This is a genomic window from Streptomyces sp. ISL-98, from assembly GCF_018614055.1.
Lineage (GTDB): Bacteria > Actinomycetota > Actinomycetes > Streptomycetales > Streptomycetaceae > Streptomyces > Streptomyces spiramyceticus.
Window position 1 is genome coordinate 24,189 of the sequence record NZ_JAGGPB010000025.1, and the last position, 26,905, is coordinate 51,093.

The window sequence follows — 26,905 nt, forward strand, 5'->3', positions numbered from 1 at the left end:
GGCACGGGAGTCCGCACCGGGCAGAGGGCCGGATCGCGCGAGGACGCGCGCCATCCGGCCCTTTGGTGTGCGGTTGCGGTTGCGGCCGTTCTCACCCAAAGGAACGAGTTCACAACTTGAGGCCTCCAGCCCAGGGAGCGTCCCGGTTGCCCTCACACCGGGATGGCCACGCTCAGTTTGCCAAAAGCGGCGGTATGGCCTGTGACGGCCACTCAAACTCTCCACGGGCGGCCGGCCGGTGGGATCCGAGCCGACCGGCATGGTCGACCTTGCCGACTACCCGGCCGACACCCGCATCATCGACCGCGGCGCGGAGTGCGCCGCGGACGCCCGCACCTCGGCACCCAACTGTCCCTGTTCGATCAGGACGAGGGACTCAGAGACGAGCCGGACGGGACGACGATTCCGTAAAGATCAGCGATCGTTGCGAGCGCACTGTGGTGGATCTGCTCCGCAGACACGTCGGAAACCACCGTCTGCAGAGGCCGGGTCGCGCAGGCGTCGGCGACTACTGTGGGCTGGTTGCCGCGCAGGAACGCGCCTTCTGCGGTGAAGGTCACGCACATGTTGGTCATGAACCCGGCGACGATGACGTTCTTGTTGCCGGCGGCGTCGATGTGTTCGCCCAGGTCGGTGCCGACGAACGCGTTGGGAGCGGCCGTCTTGACAACGACAGGTTCGCCCTCGATGGGAGCCACACGGGGGTGGATCTGGCCGATTTCGGTCCGGATGTCGTACGGGCTTCCTTCGCCGCCGTCGTTCACGACATGGATGACCGGCGTTCCGGCGTTCCGGGCCCTGGCCAGCAATGCGGCGGCGGAGTCGAGGGCAGGCTCCCATCCCGTCAGTTCCATCACGCCAGTGGTGTAGGTGTTCTGGTAGTCGACCAGGATCAGTGTCGCGTCGGCCAGCGATGCGGGGGTCTGGTCGAAGCCGTTGAGCTCGTCGACCTGCTGGACGTCACCGGACCCCCGGAAGTGTTCTCCCTGCTGCAACGCGAGGTGGACGACGCGACGGGTTACCACGTCGTACCGGCCGCCGAAACCATGGACCCCGTAACCACCTCCGCGGGGGTTCGTGTGCTTCCCGACACCACCTTCCAGGAGGTGTCCAAGAGGCGTATCGACACTCTCCTGGTGCCCGGCGCGGTCGAAGTCGACAGCCAACGCCGCGTTCACGCCATCACCGACCCCACGGTGGTCGCCTGGGTGAAGGCACTCGCAGGCAAGACACGGCGCGTCGCATCCGTCTGTGTGGGAGCACATATTCTCGCGGAGGCCGGGCTGCTGGACGGCAAGCGCGCCACGACCCACTGGTCGACCGCACAACAACTCGCCGCCGATCACCCCTCGATCGAGGTCGACGCCGATCCGATCTTCATTCGCGATCACGATGTGTGGACCGGCGCGGGAATCAGCGCCTGCCTCGACCTGTCGCTTGCCCTCGTTGCCGACGACTTCGGCGAAGCCACGGCGCTTCGCGTCGCGCGGCAGCTCGTGATGTATCTGAAACGGCCAAGTGGGCAAAGCCAATTCAGCGTCCCGCTCGAACCCGTCTCGACTACGCGACGCATCGAGGATCTCCGCCACTACATCACGCGAAACATCGCCGAGCAGCTCACGGTCGCCGACCTCGCCAGTCACGCCCATGTGAGCGAACGTCAACTCACCCGAATCTTCAAGACTGAACTTGGAATGACCCCGGCCGCTTACATCGAATCAGCCCCGCGTCGAAGTGGCACGCAACCAACTTGAGTCCACGGATGCAACCCTCGAACGCATCGCATCCACCTGCGGCTTCAACACGACCGACACCCTTATCCGTGCATTTCGCCGGAAACTCAACACGACACCGACGGAGTACCGAAACCGATTCCGGCATTCCATTTTGTGACGACCCGGCGGCCGGATGCCGTGCCTGCCCTTGCGGGCCGTGGTGTCGAGTCTTTCGCGGGAGGCCTCGTAGATGCAGAAGCCGAACAACTGGCGGGGCGTGGACGATGAGTACCTTCACCAGGCGGTCTTCTCCTGGGCGCGGCTCGCGGCCGTGCCCACGGCAACGGCGTTGGCGGTGACGATCACAGCAATGGCCAGCCACGATGCCGTGGCGAGGTGCTGGCCGAGGACGAACATGCCGATCAGGGCGGCGAACACCGGGTTGACGCTCATAGAGATCGCGAAAAAGCGGGCCGGCACCCGGCGCAGCGCGAGCAGGTCGGCGAGAAAAGGCACCGCGGAGGACAACACGCCTGCGGCCAGCGCGCACAACAGGGCGCCGGCGGTTGGCTGGTGGAGCCACAGGACAGCGGCGCCGACGGGCAGGTAGATCAGGCCGGAGACGGCCGCGGCGGCGGCCGATCCCTGCAGCCCGGACAGGCGCTCTCCCACGGTACGGTTCAGCAGGATGTAGCAGCCCCAGCAGACGGCGGCGACCAGGGCCAGGCCGATGCCGAGGTAGTCCGTGCTGGGCCGGGGACGGGCAAGGACCACCACGGCCGCCGCGGCGGCGAGAGCGCAGGCCAGATCGATACGGCGGCGGGAGCTCGCCAGCGCCACGGTCAGTGGACCGAGGAACTCAAGGGTGACCGCAAGGCCGAGCCCGATCCGGTCGATCGCCGTATACAGCGTCAGGTTCATGGTCGCGAAGACCGCGGCCAGCCCCAGCACCGGCCGCCACTGCGCAGCGGTGAATGAGCGAAGCTTCGGCCGACCGGCGCTCAGCAGCACCACAGCGGCCACCCACTGGCGCACCGCCACCACTCCCACCGGCCCGAGGACCGGGAATGCGAGCGCGGCGACCGATGCTCCGACCTGGTTGGACAGGCCGCTGCCCACCATCAGCGCCATCCCGGACCACCGGGGCGACGCCGCCTGCGATGGGGCGGCCGCTGTTGTCTGTGCGCGAGCATCGATTGCCATGGCTCGAACCTCCGCCACGGCGATGGATACGCAAAATGCATCCGATGCCCCACCTATACCCTGGACGCATGGAACGTCGTACGGAGCTGGAGCTGCGGCATCTGCGCTGCCTGGTCGCGATCGTCGACACCGGCAGCTTCACCGACGCCGGGATCGAGCTCGGCGTCTCCCAGGCCGCGGTCTCCCGCACACTGCTCGCGCTGGAGCGAATCCTCGGCGTGCGACTGCTGCACCGCACCAGCCGCACCCTCACCCCCACCACCGCCGGCGTGCAGGTCCTCGCCCGCGCCCGCCACCTGCTCGCCGAGTCCGACGAACTGGTCCGCCAGGCCACCACCGGCCACACCCGGCTGCGCATCGGCCACGCCTGGTCCGCGCTGGGCCGCCACACCGCCGAGTTCCAGCGCCGCTGGCACGACCGCTACCCCGATGTCGAACTCCACCTGATCCGCCACAACACCCCCACCGGCGGCCTCGCCGAGGGACTGTGCGACCTGGCCGTCCTCCGCAACGCAGTCGACACCCGCCGCTACGCCCACGCCGTAGTCGGCCACGAGCGCCGCTACCTCGCCATCGCCTCGGACGACGCGTGGGCCAAGCGCCGCAGTGTCCGCCTGGAGGAGATCTGTGAACGCACCCTGGTGGTGGACCGCCGCACCGGCACCACCACCTTGGACCTGTGGCCCGAAGGCGCCCGCCCCGCCGTGGAGTACACGCACGACATCGACGACTGGCTCGCCGCCATCGCCACCGGCCGCTGCGTCGGCGTCACCCCGCAAGCCACCGCCACCCAGTACCGCCGCGACGGTATCGCCTACCGCCCCCTGCGCGACGCCGACCCCATCCCCGTCCACCTCATCTGGCGCCGGCACGATCCCCATCCGGCCACCCACGCCGCCGTCGCCCTGCTCGCCGACCTCTACCGTGAAGACACCTGACGCCCGAGCGAAACGGCCCTCATACCCGCGACTGCGGTCGGTGCACCGCTGCGTTCAGGCCCCGGAGCCGAACAGTTTGCGACGTCACAGGATCAGAGACAGAACCGATGAACGTCCCATCCACAAGGTCCTGGCACGTCTCCGAAGCGGCCGCGAGCGAGCAGGAGCGCCACGCCCCACCGGTACTGACTCGCGGGGCGTCTTCCAACCTGCACGCGACGTCTGTCGTGAGGTGGATAGCCTGCCTCCATGGTTACGGGCGAGGGAGCCGAGCGCATCGGTGCAGAGCTTGAGGGCCAGGGCTGGGATACGACGCGCGCCTGGGTCGAGAAGGGGCTGTCCGAGGCAGAGCACATCGAAGATGTCGCGCGGCTGCGCGGCGGTTGGACGTCGGAGATGCGCCGTTTGAACATCTGCGGGCCGGGCGGTCGACGTTCGCTGGTCCTGCGATCCTTCGTCAAGCCCTTCTTCGTTCGACATGCGGAGGGCCTGCTGACCCGCGAGGCGGCCATTCTGCGCCTGCTCGGCGACACGGACGTGCCCGCGGCCGCACTTGTGGCTGTGGACGCAACAGCGCAGTACTGCAACCATCCCTCCTTGCTGATGTCCCTGCTGCCCGGGACCGTGTGCCTGGGCGATGAGAGGGCTGACCAGCGTGCCGAACTGCTGGCCCGTCAGTTGCTGCGTATCCACCGGTTGCCGGTGACCGCAAAGGCACGGCCTCGCACCTACCAGGCGTGGACCTCGCCTGAGCGAGTAAGTCCACCCGAAGACACGGAGCGGCCAGAGCTGTGGAAACGGGCCGTGGATGTTATCCGCCGTGAGCCGCCTGACTACCCGGCCTGCTTCCTCCATCGGGACTTCCATCCCGGCAACGTCCTCTTCACGGGCACCGGCGAAGGCTTGCGGATCAGCGGCGTCGTCGACTGGGTGGAGACCTCCTGGGGGCCGGCCGACCTGGACGTGGCCCACTGCTCGACGGCCCTGGCATTGCTCCACGGGATTCCCGCGGGCATGCACTTCGTCGACCGATACGTAGCGGCGGGAGGAACACCGACCGAAGATCGCGCTGCCCATCTCTACTGGCGGCTGCTGGACGCATTGGCCTTCGCTCCTGACGCCGAGAAAGTCGCCGCACCCTGGCGTGAACTGGGCCGTGCCGATCTGACCCCCACTGTGCTGACCAGAAGGCTGGAGGGTTACGTCCAGGCCCTTTTCGACCGCTACGCCTGAATCCGACTCGGCAACCTGCGGGCGGAGATCCGGACCTCTACCCAGGCACAGCCTTGTGCACATAATGCGTGCCCAGCAGCCACTTTGGTGACGGCGCCGTGTGTGCCCGCCCGGCGGCCGTGAACGGCACGGGCGCAGGCCATGTGTCATCCGCACCGCTGCGCAGCGTTGAGCTCAGGGAGTGTCGCCCTCCCAGTCGAACCTCTTGGGGTCACCGTTCCTCGGCCCGTACAGCGCGCGGCCGCCGGCCCCGTAGCGGCCCAGCTCGGTGGGCAGGGCAGCTCCTTCGTGCAGCTGGTGGGCCGTCCAGCCGGTGACGTCCAGGAGCAGCCCGTCGAGCGGGCCGCCGACCAGTTCGACGTAAGAGTGCCCGGGCTGCGGGCCGGGGTCGGGATCGTCGTGATCGGCTCCGTAAACCCGTCCGCGCATGATCTGCTCGTCCATCCCCAAAGCTTCGCACCCACCACTGACAGGGCAGGGGCGCGACTGATCGAAGGGCGAAACGCTTTGCCGGTCGACGTTTGCGCTTCCCCCATGGATGCAGCGCCGGGGCCCTGACCCGCCCGGCCAGGCGAGCTTTCGTTCGTAGCTGCCCGCGGTTGACTCGCGTGTGGTGAGCGCCGGCCTCGTCAGAGTTCGGTCAACGGCGAGGAGACCGTCCGAGACGACGCGGTGACGGGCGCGGTCCCGGACCTGGTGCTGCGATCCGGGGGCGACACGCAGACGGCGAGCACGGCGGGCTCAACGCCGCCGCTCGACGGAATGCGGGACGTTCGGGATTCTCCCGTTGATATCAACCACACTGGGGCGATGGAGCAAGGAGACGCGCACACCGAGGATCGCGAGGACCTCAAGGCCAAGGGCCTCAGCCGGAACAGCGTCGGCCTGTTCGGCGGCGCGGTGATCGGTATCTCCACCGTCGCCCCCGCCTACAGCCTCACCGCCACCCTCGGACCGACCGTCAGCGAGGCCGGACTGCGGATGCCCGGCATCTTCCTGGCCGGGTTCGTGCCCATGCTGCTGGTGGCCTTCGCCTACCGCGAGTTGAACAAGGTGATGCCCGACTGCGGCACCTCCTTCGCCTGGTCGGTCAAGGCCTTTGGCCCGACGACCGGCTGGATGTGCGGCTGGGGCCTGCTGATGGCGTCCATCGTGGTGCTCTCCAACCTCGCCGGAGTGGCCACGGAGTTTTTCTACCTCCTCCTGGGGGAGGTGACCGGCAGCCCCGACATCACCGGACTCAACGACAACAAGGCCGTCCACATCCTGACCGCCCTGGCCTTCATCACCGTCGCCACCTTGATCAGCTACCGCGGCATCACCCTCACCGAGTGGCTGCAGTCCGTGCTGGTCGGCCTGCAACTGGTCGTACTCGCCCTGTTCATCGTCATGGCGATCTCCACATCCGGGGAGGCGGAGGGGGCGCTCGACTTCTCCTGGTCCTGGCTGGATCCGTTCGGCGTCGAGTCCTTCACAGCCTTCACTGCCGGCGTCACCCTGTCGATGTTCATTTACTGGGGCTGGGACAGTTGTCTGACGGTCAATGAGGAAAGCGTCGGCAGCGAGCGGACGCCCGGCCGCGCCGCGCTGCTCTCCATCGTCGTCATCGTCTGTACCTACCTGCTCGTCGGCGTCGCCGCCCAGATGTACGCGGGCATCGGCACCAAGGGCACCGGTCTCGGCAACCCGGACACCGCGGACAACGTCTTCGCCGCGCTCGCCTATCCGGTCATGGGCTCCGGCACAGGGGTGCTGCTCTACGTCGCGGTCCTCACCAGCGCAGCCGCCAGCCTGCAGACCACCTTCCTCCCGGTGGCCCGCACCGCCCTCGCGATGGGCACCTACAAGGCCCTGCCGACGATGTTCGCCACCGTCCATCCGCGTTTCAGGACCCCCGCCCGCGCCACCGTCGCGGCGGCCGTCGTCACCGGCTCCTTCTACACCCTGATGACCCTGATCAGCGAAAACGTCCTGCTGGACACCGTCTTCGCACTCGGCCTCATGATCAGTTTCTACTACGGGATCACGGCCTTCGCCTGCGTCTGGTTCTTCCGCCGTGAACTGCGGCACTCGCTGGGCAACCTGCTGATCAAGGGGCTTCTGCCGGGCCTCGGCGGCCTGATGCTCACCGGCGTGTTCCTCCAGACGCTGAGGGACACCTGGGAACCGTCCTACGGCAGCGGCAGCTCGGTCGCCGGCATCGGCAGCGTCTTCGTCATCGGCGTCGGCCTGCTGCTCCTCGGCGCCGTAATCATGCTACTGATACGGCGTCGCAGCCCGGAGTTCTTTCGCGGCGAGGTGCTGCACCAGGCAACGCCGCCTCTCGTCATGGACGATTGACCCGACGCGCGGGCCTCCCTTTTCCGGGGTGACTTATCTACTGGCCGCCCCGAGGAAATCGGGTTGATCGTCGCGGCCGGTGAGCGCACGCCTCGTCGGGGCCTGCGGAGCGGGTTCGAAGGTAACGGCGGCGGCGAGCTCGTCGAAACGCTGCGGGTCGACGGACCCGTTCATCAAGAGGTCTGAACCCTCGATGGGTTCGACCTCCATCTCGCACCAGCCGGGTTTCTGTCGCGGTGCCGCATCCTCCACGAAGCGCTCAAGCACCTTCGCCGCTTCGGGAGTACTCCACCCACGAGCTCAGGCCTGCCTGTCTCATGCGACGACCTCAGCCGCGCAGCCGGGAGACCGCGGGTTGCGTGGTGGGCAGGTGGGCGCAGTGACGGCAGGCACGGGCCGATGCTGCTATTGCCGCGTGCGAGGCAGCTGCCAGCGTGCCGGCGAACGCGAGCAGTGGCCAGTTCGTGGCCAGGGCGGAGGCGGTGGCGAGCGCGAGCGTCGTGACCGCCATGGCAGCGCTGGCGGTGGTACCGGTCCAGGCGACCACGAGTGGCAGTCGGTGCGGTGTGGGCAGCCGACGGGCGAGGGCGCCGGTAGCGGCCAGCGTCGCTGCGGCGAGCAGCGCGGCGACGGTCGCGACTCCTGCCAGATGAACGGCCAGCAGCTGAGCCGTGCGCGGCAGCTGCCAGGCCTGATCGTGGTCGGCACTCCAGGCCAGGTACCAGCAGGCGATCAGGAAGGGGGCGGTGAGAGCGACGACCCGGGCGGTGTGCCGGGCCTGAGCGATGGTCAGTTCGCGTTGGCAACTCGGTACGAGCTCGTCGACGGTCCCGAACTCGCGTACCGCTTGGTGGACGGCGCGTTCGTAGGGCATTCCTTCACGGGTGTGGACGGCAGCCGTGTCCGTGAGGCCGTCGCGTATCTCCTCGACCATCCGGGACTTGGCCCGGGCCGGCCCGTGCAGGGCGGCTGTCAGGGCCGCCATGTAGTCCCCGATGAGGTCGGTTTGCCGACCGGTGGCGTTCACGTGGCCAGCCCGGGGGGTGTGGCGGGGTTCAGTACCGAGCCGATCGCTGTGGTGAACTCGCTCCACGCCGTCCGCTCCCCCGCCAGGGCGCGCTGTCCCGCGTCGGTGAGCTCGTAGCATCGCCGACGTCGTTCGCCGGCAGATTGCCAACTGCTGCTCAGAAGCCCGAGCCGCTCCAGGCGGTTCAAGGCCGGGTAGATCGTGCCCGTGCGCAGCTCGAGTACGCCCCCACTGCGGCGTTGGACCGCCGCGATGATCGCGTAGCCGTGCAGCGGACCCGGTTCAAGCACGGCCAGCAACAGTCCGTCCAGGTGCCCTCGCACCGCGTCCACCTTCATAGGTAGGCAGCCTACCCAAGATTGCCGTAGGCAGTGTATGTATTGGCAGCCAACATATTCGCGCTCCGACTTGGAGGCACCCGCAGTGACCAAGCTGCTGTTGTCCGTACACGTCCTCGCGGCGATCGTGACCGTTGGGTCGATCACCGTGGCCGCCTCGATGTTCCCGCGCTATGCACTGCGGGCATTCGGCAGCAAGGGGCAGGACGGCCGATCCTCCGGGATCGCCGCACTCCTGCACCGAATCTGCCGCGGCTACGCTGTCGCCGGTCTCGCCGTGCCGGTGTTCGGGACAGCCACCGGCGCCCAGCTCGGCGTCCTCACCGACGCCTGGCTGATCGCATCGCTCGCACTGACCGTGATCGCCGCGGCCCTCCTCGCATTCGCCATCCTGCCCGGCCAGCAGCGCCTGCTCGCCGTGGCCCAGGACTTGCCCAACCAGGAAGCGGCGCGTCCCACGGCGGCCCGCCTGACGATGCTCACCGGCATCTTCAACGTCCTCTGGGCGGTCGTTGTCGTCCTGATGATCGTCCGCCCCGGCTCCACGACGGGTGCGTGATCCCCGTGCGCACACTGCGGATCGCGGCCGGCGCCGAAGCCGTATCTCTCGCCGCCCTGCTGGGCAACCTGCTCAGCACACACACGCAAGCAATCACGGCGCTCGTCGGCCCGTTGCACGGCACCGCCTACCTCGCCGTCATCGCGGCCACGTGGATGACCCCGCCGGCCGCCTCGTCGGGCGCCCGATGGCGCGCCCTCATCCCGGGAGTCGGCGGACTGCTCGCCCTGCGGCAGATCCGAAACCGTGCCCGAACTCAGCGAGCTGCCGGCGGTGTCCGAGTGCTGCCGGCCTCAGACGCCTCCCCTGAGCAGACGAACCATCAGCTCTCTTGCCGGACCGCCCCAGGAGCACGCACGTGTCCGAGGAGGAGATCATTGAGTTCCTCACCGGCTTGCCACTGCACGGTCTCGCCGGACCTGAGACGCGTAACCGAAGTGTGAAAGCAGGGGGCAATGCTGCAAGGGCGAACCGCGGAGCGAGACCGGATAGACCAGATGCTCGTCGGCGCTCGTCGGGGAACAAGCAGCGCCCTGCTGATCCACGGCGAGGCGGGGATCGGCAAGACCTCGCTGCTCGACTACGCAGTCGAGCGCGCGGAGGGCATGCGCGTGCTGCGTGTCGAGGGCATCGAGTCAGAGATGGAGCTCGCCTTCGGAGGGCTGCACCAGCTGTTCCTGCCAGTGATGGACGTCCTCGACGTACTGCCGGGTCCGCAGGCCGCAGCCATGAGGGCTGTCTTCGGGCTCACCGAAGACGTGGTGCGTGATCGCTTCACCGTCGGCCTCGCCGTGCTCACCATGCTGTCGGAGGCCGCCGGCGAGGGCCCGCTCCTCTGCCTGGTCGATGATGCGCAGTGGCTCGACCAGGCGTCGGTGGATGTGTTGACCTTCGCCACTCGCAGGCTGCGGGCCGAGGGCATTGTGATGATCTTCGCTGTCCGCGACGGGGCCCGCGGCGCCGTCGTGAACGGACTTCCTGGGCTATCCGTCGAAGGCCTTGACCGGGCGTCAGCCGCGACGCTCGTCCAGGGCCTTCCTCCCTACGTCATGGAAAGGATCATCGAGGAGGCGCAGGGCAACCCGCTGGCCCTCATCGAGCTGTCCGCCGTGCTCACCCCGGCGCAGCGCGCCGGGCATCTGAGCCCGCTGGCGCTGCCCGAGGCGTCGTCCCCGCTGCCGAGCCGGATTCAGGACGCGTTTCTGGAGCAGATCGGCCGCCTTCCCGAAGCCACCCAGGTGATGCTGCTCGTGGCCGCCGCGGATGACACCGGAGATCTCGCCCTGGTGCTGAGGGCCGCCGACCGGTTCGGCGCCGCAATTGAGGACCTGGAACCGGCCGAACGCTCCGGGCTCGTATTCCTGTCCGGGGCGGTGGTGCGCTTCCGGCACCCACTGGTCCGATACGCCGCCTATCAGGGGGCCCCGCTCGCCAGGCGCATTGCCGCTCACAAGGCGCTGGCGGAGGTGCTGGACACCGTCCGGGACGCGCACCGGCGGGCCTGGCATCTGGCTGCTGCGTCGACAGGCCCGGACGAACGGGTCGCCGACGAACTCGAGAGGGTTGCCGAGTGGGCCGGCAGCAGACAGGCGATGGCGTCCGCGTCCGCCGCCTACGAGCGTGCCGCCCAGCTCACGGCGGACCCGCAAAGGCGGGCGCGCCGCCTCATCTGCGCGGCTCAGAAGGCCAGTGACGCCGGTCAGGACGAGCGGTGCGGCGCGCTGGCCGACCAGGTGACGCTCCCTCTCCACGATCCGGGCATGACAGCGAGCTTCGCCCGCATACGGGCAGTCGTCGAGCTGGGCTACGGCAGACCGGAAACCGCCGGCCGCATCTTGGTCGAATGCGCAGACCTCATCGGCCCCAGCAGCCCTGGCAGCCCCGGCAGCCCCGGCAGCCCCGGCGATCTTGCCTCTCTCCTGGTCGACGCGATCCACGCGGCCTTCTCCTCGGGCAACGCCGACCTGATCGCCGATGTCGGGGCCCGCGCCCCGGACCTGCCTGTACTCGCCGTACCCGCCCGCCTGTTCGCCGGAGACGTACCCGGATCACTCGACGCCCTTCATGACCTGGTGCGAATCAGCCGTCATCCCGATGCCGCGGTCATGGACCGGCTGATGACTGGCATTTACTGCCAACTGGCCGCCGACCATGCGGCCGCGTACGAGGTCGCCGTCGCGTCGGTCGCCCAGTGCCGGGAGCAAGGCATCGGCGGCTGGCTGCCCACGACTCTGCACCTGCTCGCCCAGGCGGAGCTGGCCCTCGGCCGACACGAGGAGGCGTACGCGCATGCCGCCGAGGGACTGCGGCTTGCCGAGTACTACGACCTGGCGCACCGAGCCGCCCACCTGCGGGCCGCCCTGGCGACGCTGGCCGCCATCCAGGGACTGGATGAGCAGAGCCGCAGCCTGGCGGAGGAGGCCCTGGAATACACGCGTCCGCGCGACGTCGGACGGGGTACAGCAGACGCCCTGTGGGCGCTGGGACTGCTTGAACTCGGCCTCGGGCGGGCGGAGGCGGCTCTGGAGCTGCTGGAATCGGCGCAGAAGGAAGTGGGCCACGCGCTGCTGGCCCTGTTCCTGCTGCCCGATCTTGTCGAGGCGGCAGTGCGTACCGGCCGTCCCGAGCGGGCGAAGGAACCAGCGCGTCTGCTGGAGGAATGGGCGACCGCCGTACATCAACCTGCCCTCACTGCCCTGACCCGCCGATGTCTGGCCCTGACCAGTGCGGATGAGGAGGCCGAGCTGCACTTCGCGACAGCCGTGCGCCTCCACGAGAGCGGCAACGACTTCGAACGGGCCCGCACTGAGCTGCTTTACGGGGAGTGGCTGCGCCGCCTGCGGCGCATGATCGATGCCCGCGACCACCTGCGTGAGGCGCTGGATATCTTCGAGAAGCTCGGCGCCCGGCCCTGGGCCGACCGGGCCCGGGCGGAACTTCGGGCCGCAGGCGAGAGCACTGCTCCGACCAGTCTTGCGGACAGACGGATCAGCCGGTTGAGCCCGCAGGAACGCGAAGTCGTACGGCTGGCCGCCACCGGAGCAACCAACCGTGAGATCGCCACGCAGCTGTTTCTGAGTCACCGCACGGTCGGGCACCACCTGTACCGCGCCTTCCCCAAGCTGGGCATCACGTCCCGCAATGAACTCGCCGCGCTGCTGGGCTCATGACTCAGGCGCCGAGTAGATCATCCGGATCTGGGCGGTCCGGTAGCCGGCTCGGGCGAACGCGGCGGCCATCGGCGCGTTGCCCGTGTCCGTGGTGGCCGTGATCAGCTCGGCGCCCGACTCCGCGTGGACACGGGTGATCTCGGCGAGCACGTCGTCGACGTAACCCCGGCCGCGCAACTCGGGGACGACGCCCAGGTAGCCGACGTTGCGGTTGTACGGTGTCGCCGACGGGATCGCCAGCCCCGCGACCTCCCCTTCGAGAGTGCGGGCCAGGCGCCACCACTCGCGCTTGCCCGGGCAGTCGAGGTAGAAGTCCATCTCTTCCCGTGCGGCGACCTCGGCACCCTTGGCGGCCAGGTTCCTGCGGGTCTCGCGGTCCAGGCTGCCCACGGCGATCCGCCGGAACACCTGGAGGAACTCCTCGTCCGAGGCCTCGGCGAAGGTGAGCCGGCCGCCGCCGGCCGGGACGCCGGCATCGGGTGTCCACTCCAGGCGCAGCCGCTCGACCTCGTCGGTGAGCCCGGCCGCCAGCGCGGCATCGCGCCGCCAGGCCAGGGCGGCCGCGACGGCCAGGTCCTCGCGCCAGCCATACGGCAGTGTCAGGTTGTAGAGCGGCAGTTTGCTCGCGCCCTGCTCGGCGAAGGCTTTCAGACTCGTGGTCAGCAGCTCGGCCGCGACCGCCGCACGGTCGGCGACGCAGGCATCGACGTGCAGACAGTCCAGGGCGATTGGGTGCTCACTGCGCGACTGTCCCCACCAAAGGGCCCGGCCCACCACCTGGCCGCCGTCCTCGGCGATCCAGGTCCACTCGGGCCGGTACATCCCCTGAGCCAGTTCATCGAGATAGCGGTCGGAGGGGATCCAGCTGATGGGTTCGTCGACCGTCACGGCGGTCACGCGATCGAGGTCGGCCTCGGTCATGGAATGAAACAACATGGGGTCTCCTCAGTGATTGACGTAAGTCGTGATCGTCGCGCCGGTGTTGAAGACCCGGTGGTCGGTCGGCGAGAACTTGGTCAGGTCGAAGGAAGCGCGGAACAGAGGGATACCGGAACCGATGACCATCGGGTAGCGCTTGATGACGAGCTCGTCGATCTCGCCCATCAACTGACCGGCCAGCGTCCCGCCGCCACACAGCCAGATGTCCATCCCCTCCTGCCGCTTGAGCCGGCGGACGAACTCCACAGGGTCACCGGAGACGATCTCCACCTGGGGGTCGAGCTGAGTCAGCGTCCGGGAAAACACATACTGTTTGAGGTGGGAGTAGGGGCTGGTGACGCCGATCGCCAGACCGGGCTCATAAGTGCCGCGCCCCATCAGGACCGTGTCGAATTTCTTGTTCGCCACACCAGCGACGCCGAGCAACTCGCGCGCCTGGACCGGCATGGTCTCCGGATATTCGGCGAGAATCGCGGCCGCGATATCCCCTTCGAAAGCGAAGAAGTCGAACTGCCCCTCCGGCCCGGCGATGAAGCCGTCGATGCTGGAACCTATGTAGTAAGTGAGCTTGCGCATGCAGAAGCCGCTTTCGATAGATGACGACGAAGAAGCGACGGCCGATGATCCGCCGCTGCCCGCTCCTCAACAGAAGTTGGGGGGACGTCATCGACGGTAGGTCGGCCACGCAGAACCGGCATCGGTCACCCCGACTTAAGATGACCGGCCAGAGCCGTATTCGAGGCCGTCTCGGCCGGCCGCTCGAACCATCCCGGCTGATCACCCACCCGTGCCACCCGCGACCCGCAAAGTCTCGTGCGGTCATCGACGGGGACGCCATGTTCGGAGCGTCGGCGCGATCCAGATCGCCGCCGCCCCCCAGCAGCTGGAACTTCGCCGGCACCTCTACCACTCCGGCGGCAAAGACCGCGGGTGACTACGTCGACGTGCTCCGACACCTTCCGCTCCTCAGCCCCTCCCCTGGGCGACAGCGGTCAAGCCGCGCCGCCCAGGGGAGCCGGCAGGTCCGCCCCCGCGGTATAGACCAGCTCCCGCGGCAGCAGCCGCGCGGCGGCGTCCGCCTCCCACCCTCGGCAGGGCGTGGATCTCGGCTTCTGACCTAGCCTCGATCGTTCATGAGTCCCCGTCAGTTCGCTGATGGGAGCTCGGTGTTTGTGCGGTGCGGTCTCTTCGGGTGCGGGGCAGGCCGAGGACCCGGCCGTCGCGTCGGGTGGGCGCCGAGTTCCACTTCCCGGGGTGGTGGTGCGGGTTGTCGGGGTGGGTGAAGTGGCTGGTCAGCCGGGGTTCGGCAAGGTGTGGAGCCGGTCGATCGCCTGGGTGAGGACGTCGGTCCAGGGCCATCGGGCGGGCAGGCGGAGCCAGTGGCGGCGGCCGGTGGTGATGAGTCGTGCGGCGGCGGAGAAGAGGCGGAGCCGGAGTCTTTTGGGTTCCCAGCGGCGGGTGTCGCCGGTCAGGGCGAGCATCGGCATCCAGGCCAGGAGGTCGAGTGCGAGGGAGACGATCTCCAGCCAGATCTGGTTCTGCGCGGTGTCGTGCAGGGGAAGGTTGCGCAGGCCGGTGTCGCGGGCGTTTCGGATGCGGTCCTCGCAGCGGGCCCTTCGGCGGTGACGCAGTTCGAGGTCGGCGAGCTGACCGCCCTTGGTGTTGGTCGCGAAGCAGGTGAGCCGTAGTCCGTCGAGGTCGGTGAAGCGCAACTGGGCGCCGGGGTGCGGGCGCAGGTAGCCGGGCCGGGTTCCACCCGCAACGCATTCCAGTCACAACCCTGTCGCATGGCTGAAACCAGTGCGATGCTGTGACAGCGGTGATCCTCCTTCCCCCGGGCAGAGATCCCACCCTGGCCCCGCCCGTGTCCTGCCACGTGGCCGGGGCAACGTGGCCCCTCCCAGCCTCCCCAAGGGAGGGGCCGAGCAGGTCATGGCAGAGCTGCCAACTGAGGCAGCGCAGTGGGAAATCGCCGCGCTCACCGAGACGGTCTGGGGGGAACCGGAGTCCTGGCCGACGCCTGACGAGCGGCATGACATATGGCGAGGGGCGCGGGGCCTGTGACGCGCTCTTTACGACTTGATGCTTATTGATGAGCTGGGTGAACTCTCAAGTGAAGTAAGGAATTGAAGTGGCGCCCCAAATCAAAGTTTGAGCTCGATTTAATCAAGTCGTTGATTCCCGGCAGGTTCCTTCGACACTGGCAACACCACGTCGCAGAGGGGAATTATGGTCTACTTCCCAGGGACGGAAATCCTGATCACCAAGGGCCTGATCGCACTCAAAGCCGCTCTGGCAGCCAAGGGCGCGGCGGCGACCGCCATCGCACACCAAGCTGGTACGCACGCGCTGAGTACGGCGGTGAGCAGCACGCTCTACACCCCGCTCGGCGCAAGTGCCAGCTACGCAGCTACCCACACGGTGGGCGCCAGCTTGGCCCACGCCCTGGCGCAAGGCGCTACGGCGGGAGCCGGAGCTCTCATGGCCGGCGGAACCATCTATACGGTCGCCGAGGTCGTGGGGTACATGATCAACGAAATGAGAGAGGACGGATACAGCGACGCCGAGATCCGGAAGTACTTCCTGGACACGTACGACATCGTCTTTGAATAGCCGTGCCCCTGAAACCAGAGCCCGGAAGCACCAGCAACGCCGCGATGGCATGACCCACTGCGCCTCCTCATGCCACGCAGCTGTTTACTCGGGTTGACCAGGAAGCACCGCAGCAGTTCCTCTTGGGCAGTGAGGTGGCGCCGCGCACAAGTGAAACGCTGCGCGGCTGCAAGGGCCCTGAGGATCAGGGCCCTCACGACGCAGGCCAGCGGGGGCGGACATGCACTCCCACCCAAGCCCCAAGGCTCGACTTCTCCCTTGGGAAGCGTCTCTGATTGGCTTAGTGATCCTGAGTGTTCCTCAGGAAGGTGAGCCAATCGCCTTCGTGCCCTGGTGCTGAACGACCGGAGTCGTCAGCCCGCGTGGCACGTCCCTCCGGACGCTGGTCGGCAGGTCTCGCGACCTACCGAGGAGGGTGCCCGACGTCGCCTGGGCGCCGGGCGTGCGCGTCACACTCTGCCACAGGATCACTACGTTTCGCTAATCCGATTGGTGAGCCTTACACGTCGATGAGGACCCAACGGCGGCGGCCGCCGTCCTCCTGGTCGGTGTCCACTCCGCATGAGACCACGCCCAACGCCGCGAGTTCCGCAAGAAGCGTGTCGTCGAGGGGCGCGTGCCCGGGCTGATGGCTCAGGACGAGGATGAGGGCTTTGTTGTCCTGGTCGGCGAGGTGGAGACTGATGCGGCTTCCTCCGTCTTCAAGAGCTGCGGTGACCAGCCGGGCCGCCAGCTCTCCCGCAGTGTGCTCCTCGCCGATCCGGTAACCCCATGAGCGCAGCTTGTCGACGGTGTTCCCGCCGGCCTTCGGGGCGGACCACTTGGCTGCCTCGTAAGTCCAGTTCGCGGCACGGCGGTTCGAAATCCGCGCCCGCAGTCTCGGCTGCACGATCAACGCGGTCTCTGCGTCGGCCTGGTTCTCCGGACGTGGCGGCTCGACTGGCTTCTTGGGCGGAGGGGGCGTCCTGGGCGGGTAGTCAGGGCGATGCCCCTCCTCGAAGTCCTGAGGTGATGTCACAGCGGCCTCCCCGAGGTGGACGCGGCCGCGGGCGGCCGTGCCCACCATCGTAGGGGCGCGGGTGGCTGCCGTTCTCCGCTTCTGGGGATCTGGGGTCTACCAGGCGTCGCGGTGGTCCGGCTCAATGACCAGGCGGTTGGCTCCTGTTGTCCGCGTGCTGTGGCCATGCCTTCCGTCTGTGTGCGGTTGCGCTCAGCGCACCGCGTTGTGCGCTGTTCGTTGCGGAACGGTGCATGCGCCGCATGGACGTATCGGCCGTACGGCTTCCGTACATCGGCTTCTCGCCTGCTGGTGTGGCTGCGGACGACAGATATACGCGCAGGCCGGTTCCGTGTCCCAGGTCCGGGAGCCGGTGAACACGCCATCGGCGCGCGTACGACGGGATGCCGCCCTTGTCGGAGACCAGGACTGCCACCGGCAGACGCTTGCCCATGGCGGTGAGGCCCTGAGGTGTGATGCTGACGTCGTGCCCCGAGGGCTGACGCGAGGCGCACCCGGCGCGAAACGCCACCCGGATCGCATCCTCGCCGCTGACCACACAGGGCGGGCGGACACCCTGCGCGTGCAGCTCGGCGGCGACGCGGCCGAGGGCGACGCTGTTGCGGCGTACCCGGTCCGCCACCGAGTCGAGCACCTGGTATTGCACCGCGAGGTGCGCGGTGACCGCCACCGTGACCAGGACGACAGGCGTCCGGCGCCCCCGCGGCCGGGTGCGGCGGGCCACCCGGACAAGGCACTGAGCGACGGGCAGGGCCAGCAGGGCGTATGCGGGCAGCAGGAAGCGCGGAGCGGCGTAGCCGACGGCGAACAGGTAGGGCGCGGCCAGCGCCAGTCCGCTCACGGTTGCCAGGATGACCGGGGTGCGGTGGCGAGTACGGGCCGCAGCCCACACGCCGACCGCCACGAACAAGGGCAGTGTGAGGAACCAGACGGCGGAGAGCGGGTACCGCCAGGGCACGTCGCAGGGGCGGCACAGCGTCCGCCCGCCGAGCGCTCGCACATGGTCGTCGACGGCGAAGTACCAGCCCAGGTGCCCTTGGATCTCGCTGGACCGCCGCAGCCGCGCGAACGGGCCGCCGTAGTGTGCGTACGCTTCGACGACCCACTGGGCTCCACCGAGCACCAGCCCCGCAGCGAGCACGGTCACCACGACCAGTGGCCGGCGGCATGCCGACCGCATGAGCAGCGCCGCCACCGCGAGCGGCAGGACCAGCCACACCGCGTCGGACGGACGCATCACAGCGGCGAGCGCCACCCCGGCGCCCATGCCTGGCAGCGCCCACCGGTCTCCGGGGTCCCGGGCGCCGCGCAGGAAGCAGCCGACCGCGGCGAGTGCACCGTAGGCGACCCACAGGTTGGGCATCGCCTGCGGGCCGTAGAACATCGTGACCCACAGGGTCGCGAACAGCGCCCCGGCGATCGCTAGCACGGGAACGGGCAGCAGTCGCCGCCACACCCATAGCCCGAGGAACAGGCCGCAGCCCGACAGCAACGCCAGATAGATGCGGAGCGCCTCCACGGAGGTGGTCAGCGCCGCGACGGGCGCCACCAGGAAACTGATGCCCCGCGCTCGGGGCGCGCTGAAGAACGCCGCCGGGGCCTGCGGGCTGACCTGGCTGACGTACACCGTCTCGTCCCAGCCGAGCCCGAGGCCGGGCACGACCAGGACGAGCTGCGCGAGTGTGAAGGCGGTGGCGACGGCCGCCAGCCAGGGCAGCGGGCGCGCGGCCGCCCCGGCGCCGGGCGGGTGACCGTCCTCGCGTCGCGTCCCGAGCGGGACGCCGTCCGCCGAACCTGCGATCAAACGCACATTCTGCATGGCTTCGGCCTCACATGGCGGTACGACGGTGGCGGTCCCTCCGCCCCGCCCCCTCCACGCTGCGCGATGACTGCGCCACGCGCATCGGGCAGGCACGGCAATCGGCGCAGCGGCCGGTCCCGAACGAGTGAGACGACGGCGCCCGCGCGCTTGAACCGCATCCTGCTTGGCGAATTGGCCATTGGGGTGGCCATGGAGACTGGGCGGTGGGGACGGATTGCGCCGGATGGTCTGGACGACCAGTACCCCGCCGCCCTGGCCGCCACCGTCGGCCGCGACGGGCGCACCCACAACTACACCGCCGGCGTCGCGGACCTGAAGACCGAGGCGAAGGTGCCGGTCGACGGGCAGGTACGGGCGGGCAGCAACACCAAGGCGTTCACCGCCGCTGTCGTCCTGCAGCTGGTCGGCGAAGGCAAGGTCACCCTCGACGCCCCCATCGAGGAGTACCTGCCGAACCTGGTGCGCGGCGAAGGCATCGACGGCCGCAACATCACGGTACGCCAGCTGCTGCAGCACACCAGCGGACTGCCCGACTACGTCCCGTTCGTCGGCGACCTCACCGGCGAGGACCGCCACACCTACGTCCAGCCCCGCGCCCTCCTCGACCTGGGGCTCTCCCACAGGGCACTCTTCGCTCCCGGGACCAGCTGGGCGTACAGCAACACCAACTACATCCTGGCCGGCCTGCTCATCGAGAAGGTCACCGGCCGCCCGCTCGCCGAGCAGATCACCCACCGCGTCATCCAGCGCATCGGACTGCGCCACACCTACTTCCCCGGCGTGGGCGACGAGCGCATCCGGGAAGCTCACCCCGAGGGCTACTTCGCGGCGAAGCACGGGGCGCCGCTGGAGAACATCACGAAGATGGACCCCTCCTGGACTTGGGCCGCCGGACAGGTCATCTCCACCCCGAGCGACCTGAACCGCTTCTTCACCGCCCTGTTCGACAGCAAGCTCCTCAAGCCCGCCCAGCTCGCCCAGTTGCGTACCACCGTCAAGGTCCCGGCCGCTGCCGGCTGGTGGGAGGGGGCCCGGTACGGGCTGGGTGTGGTCAGCACGCCGCTCAGCTGTGGCGGCCTGACGTGGGGCCACGGCGGTGACATCCCCGGCTACCAGACGCGCACCGGGGTCACCGACGACGGCCGTGCCATCACCATCGCCGTCACCGCCGACGGACCCACCGTCCGGCAGGCCCCGCCGATGTGCTGGCTCTCCTCGACACCACCCTGTGCAACTAGTGATGGCCGGCGCTCCTGCATGACAGTGCTTCCCCGGGCAACTGAGCAACCGTACGGAAGACGTTCTGTTGCTGTTGGTGATGAACCGTCCGACGAGGCGGGTGCAACAGGGCAGGGGTAGCGTTCCGGCATGACGTCAGCGACGCCGCCCCGGTTTCCGCCGTATCCGATCCGTCGCGTGTTCGTGCGGCATGCGAGGCAGAACTGCGCGCCGCACTTCGCGGAGATCGAGGTGGATTTCGAGCCCGCGGCCGAGGGCTTCTCCTTCGAGGTGGCCGAGGGGCTGACGGTCGAGTACGAACCTTCCGGCGATCTGCCGCGCTTCTTCGCGGCGGTCGCCGCGGGGATCAAGGAGCAGTTGGCCCTGCCCGAGCACGGCTTCGTGACCGCCACCCGGGTGGTGCTGCGGCATGCCCGCGCCGAGACGTTCGGCTCCCACGAGCTGGCGTTCAAAATCGCGGGCTATCTCGCCGCCCGTAAGGCTATTGCCACGGCCGATCCCAGGTCGCAGGTCTGACATCGCCCCGGAACCCACCAGCCACCTCCATCCGATCCATCCGATCCATCCGATGCGGGCAGGTCCCAGCTTGCCGAACTCGTCACGCCCCGCTGACGAGGCGGTCCACCGCTGCGGTTCCCGAGGTGTAGCCCCTCGCCATCGCCCCTGGCAGCGCGGTATTCGGAGGCCGGCCCTGTGCCGGTACCGGGCCGAGGCCGTGAGGGGAAACCGTCTGCTGAGTGTCCCGAGCGAGCATCGCTGCGGGGGCATGCTGCAGTTGCTCCGGGGGAAGCGACTGCGGCGCCGACATGGGTACCTGTGCGAACCTCTGTGGTCGTGGCGTCCATGCCGCCTCGGGTGCCTGCAGAAGCTGCCCGTACAGAACCTGCTCCAGTGCCGAGATCAGCCGGGACACATCCTGCTGAGGGCGCACCACAAGCCGTAGGAAACGGCTGGAACTGCCGACCTTGTTGGCGCAGTCACGCACCAACACTCCCTGCTCGGAGAGCAGTCGGTCGCGCAGAACCGTCCCGTCCGCACCTGCCGGCAGCCGTACGTAGACGAAGTTGCCCTGTGAGGGATAGACGGTCAGGCCCGGGAGTTGGGAGAGGCGCCAGGTCATCTCCTCCCGGTCGCGGCGCGAGCGCTGAATGCTTTCCGTGTACTCCTGGCGGTGCCCCTTGAGCATGAACACCACTGTCTCTGCGAAGGAGTTGAGGTTCCACTTCGGGAGAGCAGCGCGCACCTTCCCCGCGAGCCCGGGGTTCGACACCAGGTAGCCGAAGCGCACACCGTGCAGTCCGAAGTTCTTTCCGAGACTGCGCAGCACGATCACATTCGTCCGCAGCACCGCCTCGGCGGCAACGCTCGGTTCGGGTTCGGCGTCGGCGAACTCCAGGAAGGATTCGTCTACGACCACCAGATCCAGGTCCTGGAGTGCGTCGAGGAGCGCGAGGACCTGCTGCTTGGGCAGGAATCCGCCATCGGGGTTGTTCGGGTTGCAGATGACAGCCGCGCGGGAACCCCGCGTTCGGATGAACCGTACGAACGATTCCGTATCCAGGCCGAAGCCGTGCGCTTCCGGCAGCAGGAGCATGTCGACCCGCTTGCCGGTTTCCATCGGCTGGTCGGTCCACCGGCCGAAAGTGGGGACAGGCACGGCCAGCGACTCGTGGACGAGCAAGTGGTCGATCCAGGTGATGAGTTCTGTGGAACCGTTCCCCATCGCGACGGTCTGCGGGTTGAGTCCGAGCACCTGGCACAACTCGGCGGTGATGGTGTCCGCACTGCTCGGGTAGTAGGTCAGAATCTCGCGGAGCCGGCTGCCGAGTTCGTCGAACATCGCGGGGGTGGGGAAGTACGGGTTGCAGGGAATGCAGAAGTCGGTGATCTCACCTGCCGCGCCGGCCCCTTCCCGGTTCAGGGTGAAGTACGAGGGGCTGTGCGCGGTGGACGCACGGAAGAGTGCGGTGACATTGCTGCCGGCCATGAACTGCCTCCCTGCCTGCGAAGGCCCGTCCATTTACGAAGGGCCGCCCCGGTATACGGACGGCGGTGAGGCGGCGTTCAGTAACCGCCCAGTGTGAGTGAACAGGGCCTCATGACGACTCGTATGTAGAGGAGGCCGCCTCCCGCGGCTCCCGACGTTGGTGACGTCGTGTCGGAACGGCTTTGAGGGTGACTGATGAGGCACGCACGACGCAGACTGCAGAGGCTGGCACGGCTGGCAGCCGTCGGCGGAGCGCTCTCCGGCGGTCTGATGATGACCACCGCGATGGCGAACGAGCCATCAGCTGGAGGAGCGGACAGCGGTGTCACCCTTCAGCCCGCCGAGTTGGGCGCGAGTCTCGTTGCACGGCTCGGCACATCCCGTACCGCCGGTAGCTGGATCGGCCCCGACGGGCGCCCGGTCGTGGCAGTGACCGATACGGAAGCAGCGGCCGAGGTCGGGCAGGCGGGAGCACGCGCCAAACTTGTCCGCCACAGCATGCACCGGCTCCGCTCGGCCACGGATGCTCTGCGCGCTGCACCCCGGGTGCCCGGCACCGCATGGGTGGTGGACTACGCGTCCAACGAGGTCGTCGTGCATGCCGACAGCACCGTCTCGGCCGGGGACTGGTCACGCATGACCGGCCTCGCCGATCAGATCGGCAGCTTCGTACACATGCAACGGACCACGGGGTCCTTCACCACCAGGGTCAGTGGTGGCGCCCCGGTCTTCGCCGACGGCGGGCGCTGCTCCGCAGGATTCAATGTCACCGACGGCCGGGACAACTTCATTCTGACGGCGGGGCATTGCGGTCCGCTCGGCACCGCCTGGTTCCAGGACGCGCAGGGCGCCGGGCGGGTCGGTACCACAACGGCCAGTACGTTCCCCGGCAGCGACTTCTCCCTCGTCAAGTACGAGAACGGCGACGCCTCCAGTGGCAGGAGCGTAGTGGGGATCGGTGGTGGCCGGGAGGTACGGATCACCGCGGCCGCCGATCCGTTCGTCGGCCAACAGGTCTTCCGCAGTGGCAGTACCACCGGGGTGCATTCAGGCCGGGTGACCGCGTTGAACGCGACGGTGAACTTTCCCGAGGGCACGGTGACGGGACTGATCGAAACGACGGTCTGCGCCGAGCCTGGCGACAGCGGTGGCCCGCTGTTCGCTCAGGGGTTGGCGCTCGGCGTGACCTCGGGCGGCAACGGCGATTGCACCACCGGTGGTCTCACTTACTTCCAGCCGACGACCACGGCGATGGCAGCCCTCGGGGTGAGCGTGGCCGGCGCCACCACAGCGGCCGAAGAGGGTAGTGGCGCAGCCGCCTCGCCACCGGCTGCCGCCGGAACCTCCATACCGGGGGCGGTAGAAGGTGTGACGCTGCCTACCGGAAGTGTCAGCCTGCGGACTCTCATGCCGGGGCTGCTGGTTGTCGCTGTAAGTCTCCTCGGTCTGATGGCCACCCGTTGGATCCGGTCAGCTCATGACCGCAGAAGCTATCGCAGGCAGTACTCCCAAGTCTGGGGCTGAAGCCGGACGGCGGTGACAGGCCACGGTGTCAGTGCCGGGGCCACCATGCCAGGGTCGAGCGGACCGCTTTCAGGATCGCAGTGTCATTCCTCGATGCCTACGGCGGTCCGCGCTCCGCTTCCCTGGCACCGTGGCCCCGGTGCGACCCCATCCCCCTGTCCACAGTGTCTCAACTGAGCGCTGTCGCAGCCCCTCTGAGCAACAACCCACACCCCAGCATCAAGACGACGGCGGCCGTGCCGAGCGGGGCCGCGCGCTGGGCACGCGAAATGACCCGGCCTCGCGGCCGACGCATCAGCCTGCGTGTTGTGGTTTCCCTCAACCGCACTGCCGCGAACCCGGCCCCCGCCAGTGTGAGCGCGAGCCCGGCTCCGTACGCCAGGACCAGCAGAAACCCGAACCAGGCCTGGCCGAGCGCAGCCGCCCCCACCAGGACGACGACGGCGGACGGGCTCGGGACCAGCCCGCCTGCAAAGCCGAGGAGGATGACGCCGCGCAGGCCGGGAGCGGGAGGGACATGGGAGTGTGAGTGTCCGTGGTCCTCGCCGTGGGTGTGAGTACTCGCCGGGCCGTGCTCATGACGGTGGTCCGCGAGCGTCCGGTCGTGCTCATGGGCATGCCCGTGCGTATGGCCATGGCTGTGGCTGTGCCCGTGGGGGCTATGACGCTGTCGCCACGCCTTCCGGAGCAGCAGAGCGCCCGCGCCCGCGACCAACGTGCCGCTCGCAACGCCCAGCCAGGAGACGACGGTGGGTGCGGCCGCCGATCCCGCGGTGATCAGGGCACCCAGCGCGAAGACGCCCAGGGTGTGGGTCATGGTCACCGAAATTCCGAGGGCCAGCACGTCACGCAGAGAACTTCGGCCGCCCGCCGTGGCGGCGGCCGCCATCATCGTCTTGCCGTGCCCCGGGGCGAGCGCGTGGAGCGCACCCAGCAGCAGAGATGCGCCGAGCGCGAGTGCCGCGAAGCCTGCGGTCAGTTCGTGCCGGGCCACCAGCCCGGTCAGCGTCTGGGCCCAGCGGTCCGCCCCGCGCGGCAGCACGCCGGCTGTCGGGGAACTGCTCTGCTCCTCCTGACTCCCGGCGCGTGCCGGCCCGCCGGGACGGGCAGTGAAGGCGGCCGACCGCACTTCGGGCGGCGTGGAGAGCGCATCGTCGGGGTACGCGGTCAGCCGCCGAGAGACGGAGTCCCCCGGCACGTCCGACCCCGAGAGCGCCATCCGGTCGCCGCGCGCGATGATCTCCCGCCACCCCGCTCCGGTCGTGACACCCGCCGGCCGGTACGCCAGTCGCATTCGCTCGGCACGCGGCAGCGGCGCAGTCAGCTCGCAGGTTACGCGCAGTGTCTGCAACCCGGCCTGCCCGGGACGTACTTGCGCCTTCGCGCTTCCCGCCGAGAGGGAGGCGGTCTTCCCACGCTGTGACGCCCCGCGAGCGACCACGAGCTGAGCGCCCTGTGCCGCGGCGTCGCACCGCGTCCGGGCCCATGCCGACAGTTCGGCCGACGCCAGACGGTCGTCTCCGTCGGTGTCGATACGGTTCTGTTCCTGAGCGGCCGGAATCTCCGCCAGGTCCTCGACATGGTCCACGTTCAGCTTCCCCGGAGCGACGACAAGACCGTCGTACTGATTGACGGTGAAGTTCCCCAGCGGATGTGCCTGCGCCGCCTGGGCGAGAAGCAGCGCCAAGGCCGCTCCGGCCACCAGTGTGGCGAGAGCGGAAGCGGTGGTACGGCGCCTCATGAATCCCCCCGAAGCCCGGACAGCACGGACTTCGCCTCGCGCGCCGCAGTCGGCGAGAAGCCCGGATTCAGGTCCAGCGCGGCGCGCAGATTCCGGCGTGCCGCCGTGTCGTCGCCGAGGGCGTGCTCGATCATGCCCCGGTGGAAGCTGAACGAAGCGTTCCGATAGCCGGGCGTCCCGGCCGTCGCCTTCTTCGCATACGTCAGCGCCTCCTGATCCTTGCCATTCGCGTGGAGCGCCCAGGCGAGCGCGTCCGCCGTGTGGACGGTCTCTCGGCGGGACCATTCGGCGCGCGCCGACTTCAATGCCTGAGCGGCGTCCCCGTGGTCTGCCTCGACGAGAGCGGATTCCAGATCGGTGGCGACGCCGTTGGCGCGGGCCAGCCGTGTCCACGTACCGACAAGTCGGTACTGCTCCTCGGCCTGCTTTCGTTGCCCGGCCGCCTCATGCAATTCGCCGAGTGCGGCGAGCTGACCCGGCAGCGGATATCGCCGTACGACCTCTTCGAGATCACTCAGGGCTCGCTTCGTCTCGCCCTGTGCGGCATACGCACGCCCGCGGCCCTCCAGCGCCGGTACATACTCCGGATCGGCGCGCACCGCGGTCGCGTAATGGGACTGCGCTCGCCCGTACTGCCCCTGCGACCAGGCCAGTTGGCCGAGCGACGTGGCGACGTACGCCACATCGGCGGGAGTGAACGCGGATTCCAGCGCACGCAGCAGCACCTGGCGTGCCTTCTTCGCGTCGCCGCGCAGCTCCAGCACGTACGCGTACCGGGTGAAGACCGGGATGCCGGGCCGGCGCCGGTCGGCGAGCTCAACCGCTCGCAACGCCTCGTCGTAACGGCCGAGTTCCACCAGGGCGTCGACCCGGCTGCACAGCGCCCGCTCGCTGTGCGGGTTCACGCGCAGCGCCCGGTCCGCCTGGCTCAGAGCCGCCTCGAAGTCGTGCCGGGCGGCGGCGAGCGCCGCCCGGCCAGCGAGCGCCGCATCGTTCTCGCCGGGCGGGCGCAGCTTCAGCGACCGCCCGAACGCCTTCTCCGCCTGCGCATACCGCGTCGGATCACCGCTGGTCCGCGCCTGCTCGACATGCGCCGCGCCCAGCGTCGCCCAGCCCGTCGCGTCCTTGGGCTGCCCCTGGAGGTGCTCGTGCAGGGCGTCGATGCCCTGCGCGAGGTCTCCGGCCGTCAGCCGCTCGACGTACGCGTCCGCCGCGGGAGCGGGCGCGGCCCGCCCGGACCGGCCCGAGTCGCCGTCGGCCCCGATCGCCACCGAGGTGGCGGTGAGCCCCACTGCCACCGCCACGACTGCCGCGATCCGCCACCGCCGCGGCCCATGCCCTCGCTCATGCCATCGCATGAACAGCGGCTTCCGTACGAGCATCCGTCTCGCCTTCCTCGGTTTTCACGGGTCTTCTCTGTGGGGTGGCCGGGCCGCGCCGTGGGGCTGACGCACTACGCTGCCCGGCCGTCAGGAGAGGGCCGAGCCCCCGGATACGCG

The 26,905-nt window shown here is 68.8% G+C and carries 22 protein-coding genes and 2 pseudogenes; 10 read left to right on the forward strand and 14 right to left on the reverse strand.

Annotated features, from left to right (window positions below; translation table 11 throughout):
• Positions 1-362 precede the first annotated feature (362 nt).
• A complete protein-coding gene (locus tag J7I98_RS17485) occupies positions 363-995 on the reverse strand; it encodes a cysteine hydrolase family protein (protein ID WP_251020797.1) in 633 nt (210 codons plus the stop codon).
• Between J7I98_RS17485 and J7I98_RS17490 the strand changes: the two are divergent.
• A pseudogene (locus tag J7I98_RS17490) lies at positions 924-1,893 on the forward strand (GlxA family transcriptional regulator). The gene J7I98_RS17485 and the pseudogene J7I98_RS17490 overlap by 72 nt on opposite strands.
• A gap of 116 nt (positions 1,894-2,009) precedes the next feature.
• Here J7I98_RS17490 and J7I98_RS17495 read toward each other — a convergent pair.
• Complete coding sequence (locus tag J7I98_RS17495; protein ID WP_214921826.1) at positions 2,010-2,846, reverse strand: EamA family transporter; 837 nt, start codon at positions 2,844-2,846, stop codon at positions 2,010-2,012.
• A gap of 140 nt (positions 2,847-2,986) precedes the next feature.
• Between J7I98_RS17495 and J7I98_RS17500 the strand changes: the two genes are divergently transcribed.
• Positions 2,987-3,856: a LysR family transcriptional regulator gene (locus tag J7I98_RS17500; protein ID WP_251020798.1), complete on the forward strand. Its 870-nt coding sequence runs from the start codon at positions 2,987-2,989 to the stop codon at positions 3,854-3,856.
• A 249-nt stretch (positions 3,857-4,105) separates the two neighbouring features.
• Positions 4,106-5,089 (forward strand): phosphotransferase family protein, encoded by a 984-nt coding sequence (locus tag J7I98_RS17505; protein ID WP_214921657.1) that lies wholly within the window; start codon positions 4,106-4,108, stop codon positions 5,087-5,089.
• Between the two features lie 174 nt (positions 5,090-5,263).
• Here J7I98_RS17505 and J7I98_RS17510 read toward each other — a convergent pair whose 3' ends face one another.
• Positions 5,264-5,533, reverse strand: a complete 270-nt coding sequence (locus J7I98_RS17510) for a hypothetical protein (protein ID WP_214921658.1) — start codon at positions 5,531-5,533, stop codon at positions 5,264-5,266.
• A 366-nt stretch (positions 5,534-5,899) separates the two neighbouring features.
• Between J7I98_RS17510 and J7I98_RS17515 the strand changes: the two genes are divergently transcribed.
• Positions 5,900-7,429 (forward strand): APC family permease, encoded by a 1,530-nt coding sequence (locus J7I98_RS17515; protein ID WP_214921659.1) that lies wholly within the window; start codon positions 5,900-5,902, stop codon positions 7,427-7,429.
• 33 nt (positions 7,430-7,462) lie between these two features.
• Here the strand turns inward: J7I98_RS17515 and J7I98_RS17520 are convergent, their stop codons facing one another.
• The 3 genes from J7I98_RS17520 to J7I98_RS17530 form a co-directional block, all read right to left on the reverse strand.
• Positions 7,463-7,696, reverse strand: a complete 234-nt coding sequence (locus J7I98_RS17520; protein WP_214921660.1) for a hypothetical protein — start codon at positions 7,694-7,696, stop codon at positions 7,463-7,465.
• A 61-nt stretch (positions 7,697-7,757) separates the two neighbouring features.
• Positions 7,758-8,456: a permease prefix domain 1-containing protein gene (locus J7I98_RS17525; RefSeq protein WP_214921661.1), complete on the reverse strand. Its 699-nt coding sequence runs from the start codon at positions 8,454-8,456 to the stop codon at positions 7,758-7,760.
• On the reverse strand, positions 8,453-8,794 hold the full coding sequence (locus J7I98_RS17530; protein WP_214921662.1) for a PadR family transcriptional regulator: 342 nt from the start codon (positions 8,792-8,794) through the stop codon (positions 8,453-8,455). Before J7I98_RS17530 ends, J7I98_RS17525 begins: the two co-directional genes overlap by 4 nt.
• Positions 8,795-8,879: 85 nt before the next feature.
• Between J7I98_RS17530 and J7I98_RS17535 the strand changes: the two genes are divergently transcribed.
• Together J7I98_RS17535 and J7I98_RS17540 are read left to right on the forward strand one after the other, a co-directional pair.
• On the forward strand, positions 8,880-9,353 hold the full coding sequence (locus J7I98_RS17535) for a hypothetical protein (protein WP_214921663.1): 474 nt from the start codon (positions 8,880-8,882) through the stop codon (positions 9,351-9,353).
• Positions 9,354-9,808: 455 nt separating this feature from the next.
• Positions 9,809-12,523 carry an AAA family ATPase gene (locus J7I98_RS17540; protein WP_214921664.1) on the forward strand — a complete coding sequence of 905 codons (2,715 nt, stop codon included), beginning with the start codon at positions 9,809-9,811 and terminating at the stop codon, positions 12,521-12,523.
• Here J7I98_RS17540 and J7I98_RS17545 read toward each other — a convergent pair.
• The 3 genes and pseudogenes from J7I98_RS17545 to J7I98_RS17555 all read right to left on the reverse strand — a co-directional run.
• Positions 12,518-13,459 carry a GNAT family N-acetyltransferase gene (locus J7I98_RS17545; protein ID WP_214921665.1) on the reverse strand — a complete coding sequence of 314 codons (942 nt, stop codon included), beginning with the start codon at positions 13,457-13,459 and terminating at the stop codon, positions 12,518-12,520. The genes J7I98_RS17540 and J7I98_RS17545 overlap by 6 nt on opposite strands.
• A gap of 9 nt (positions 13,460-13,468) precedes the next feature.
• Positions 13,469-14,038 (reverse strand): dihydrofolate reductase family protein, encoded by a 570-nt coding sequence (locus J7I98_RS17550; protein WP_214921666.1) that lies wholly within the window; start codon positions 14,036-14,038, stop codon positions 13,469-13,471.
• A gap of 716 nt (positions 14,039-14,754) precedes the next feature.
• Positions 14,755-15,195, reverse strand: a pseudogene (locus tag J7I98_RS17555) (transposase); the annotation flags it as partial.
• 496 nt (positions 15,196-15,691) lie between these two features.
• On the opposite strand from J7I98_RS17555, the gene J7I98_RS17560 reads away from it, so the two are divergent.
• On the forward strand, positions 15,692-16,075 hold the full coding sequence (locus J7I98_RS17560) for a hypothetical protein (RefSeq protein WP_214921667.1): 384 nt from the start codon (positions 15,692-15,694) through the stop codon (positions 16,073-16,075).
• A gap of 499 nt (positions 16,076-16,574) precedes the next feature.
• On the opposite strand, the gene J7I98_RS17565 is transcribed toward J7I98_RS17560, so the two are convergent.
• Positions 16,575-17,093 carry a hypothetical protein gene (locus tag J7I98_RS17565; RefSeq protein ID WP_214921668.1) on the reverse strand — a complete coding sequence of 173 codons (519 nt, stop codon included), beginning with the start codon at positions 17,091-17,093 and terminating at the stop codon, positions 16,575-16,577.
• Positions 17,094-17,214: 121 nt separating this feature from the next.
• Positions 17,215-18,912, reverse strand: a complete 1,698-nt coding sequence (locus J7I98_RS17570; protein ID WP_251020800.1) for a hypothetical protein — start codon at positions 18,910-18,912, stop codon at positions 17,215-17,217.
• Between the two features lie 192 nt (positions 18,913-19,104).
• On the opposite strand from J7I98_RS17570, the gene J7I98_RS17575 reads away from it, so the two are divergent.
• Both J7I98_RS17575 and J7I98_RS17580 read left to right on the forward strand, forming a co-directional pair.
• Positions 19,105-20,274 carry a serine hydrolase gene (locus tag J7I98_RS17575; RefSeq protein WP_251020801.1) on the forward strand — a complete coding sequence of 390 codons (1,170 nt, stop codon included), beginning with the start codon at positions 19,105-19,107 and terminating at the stop codon, positions 20,272-20,274.
• A gap of 9 nt (positions 20,275-20,283) precedes the next feature.
• Complete coding sequence (locus J7I98_RS17580; RefSeq protein ID WP_214921669.1) at positions 20,284-20,670, forward strand: hypothetical protein; 387 nt, start codon at positions 20,284-20,286, stop codon at positions 20,668-20,670.
• Between the two features lie 82 nt (positions 20,671-20,752).
• On the opposite strand, the gene J7I98_RS17585 is transcribed toward J7I98_RS17580, so the two are convergent.
• The gene (locus J7I98_RS17585; protein WP_214921670.1) at positions 20,753-22,141 is read right to left on the reverse strand and encodes a histidinol-phosphate transaminase; all 1,389 of its coding nucleotides are present in this window, start codon (positions 22,139-22,141) and stop codon (positions 20,753-20,755) included.
• 195 nt (positions 22,142-22,336) lie between these two features.
• Here J7I98_RS17585 and J7I98_RS17590 point away from each other — a divergent pair, with 195 nt between their 5' ends.
• Entirely contained in the window at positions 22,337-23,665 is a 1,329-nt protein-coding gene (locus J7I98_RS17590; protein WP_214921671.1) for a S1 family peptidase, read from the forward strand.
• A 169-nt stretch (positions 23,666-23,834) separates the two neighbouring features.
• On the opposite strand, the gene J7I98_RS17595 is transcribed toward J7I98_RS17590, so the two are convergent.
• Both J7I98_RS17595 and J7I98_RS17600 read right to left on the reverse strand, forming a co-directional pair.
• Positions 23,835-25,406, reverse strand: coding sequence for a nickel transporter (locus tag J7I98_RS17595; protein ID WP_214921672.1), 1,572 nt, complete (start codon positions 25,404-25,406; stop codon positions 23,835-23,837).
• Positions 25,403-26,710 carry a tetratricopeptide repeat protein gene (locus J7I98_RS17600; protein ID WP_308377838.1) on the reverse strand — a complete coding sequence of 436 codons (1,308 nt, stop codon included), beginning with the start codon at positions 26,708-26,710 and terminating at the stop codon, positions 25,403-25,405. The genes J7I98_RS17595 and J7I98_RS17600 overlap by 4 nt, the downstream gene beginning before the upstream one ends.
• Between the last annotated feature and the right edge of the window lie 195 nt (positions 26,711-26,905).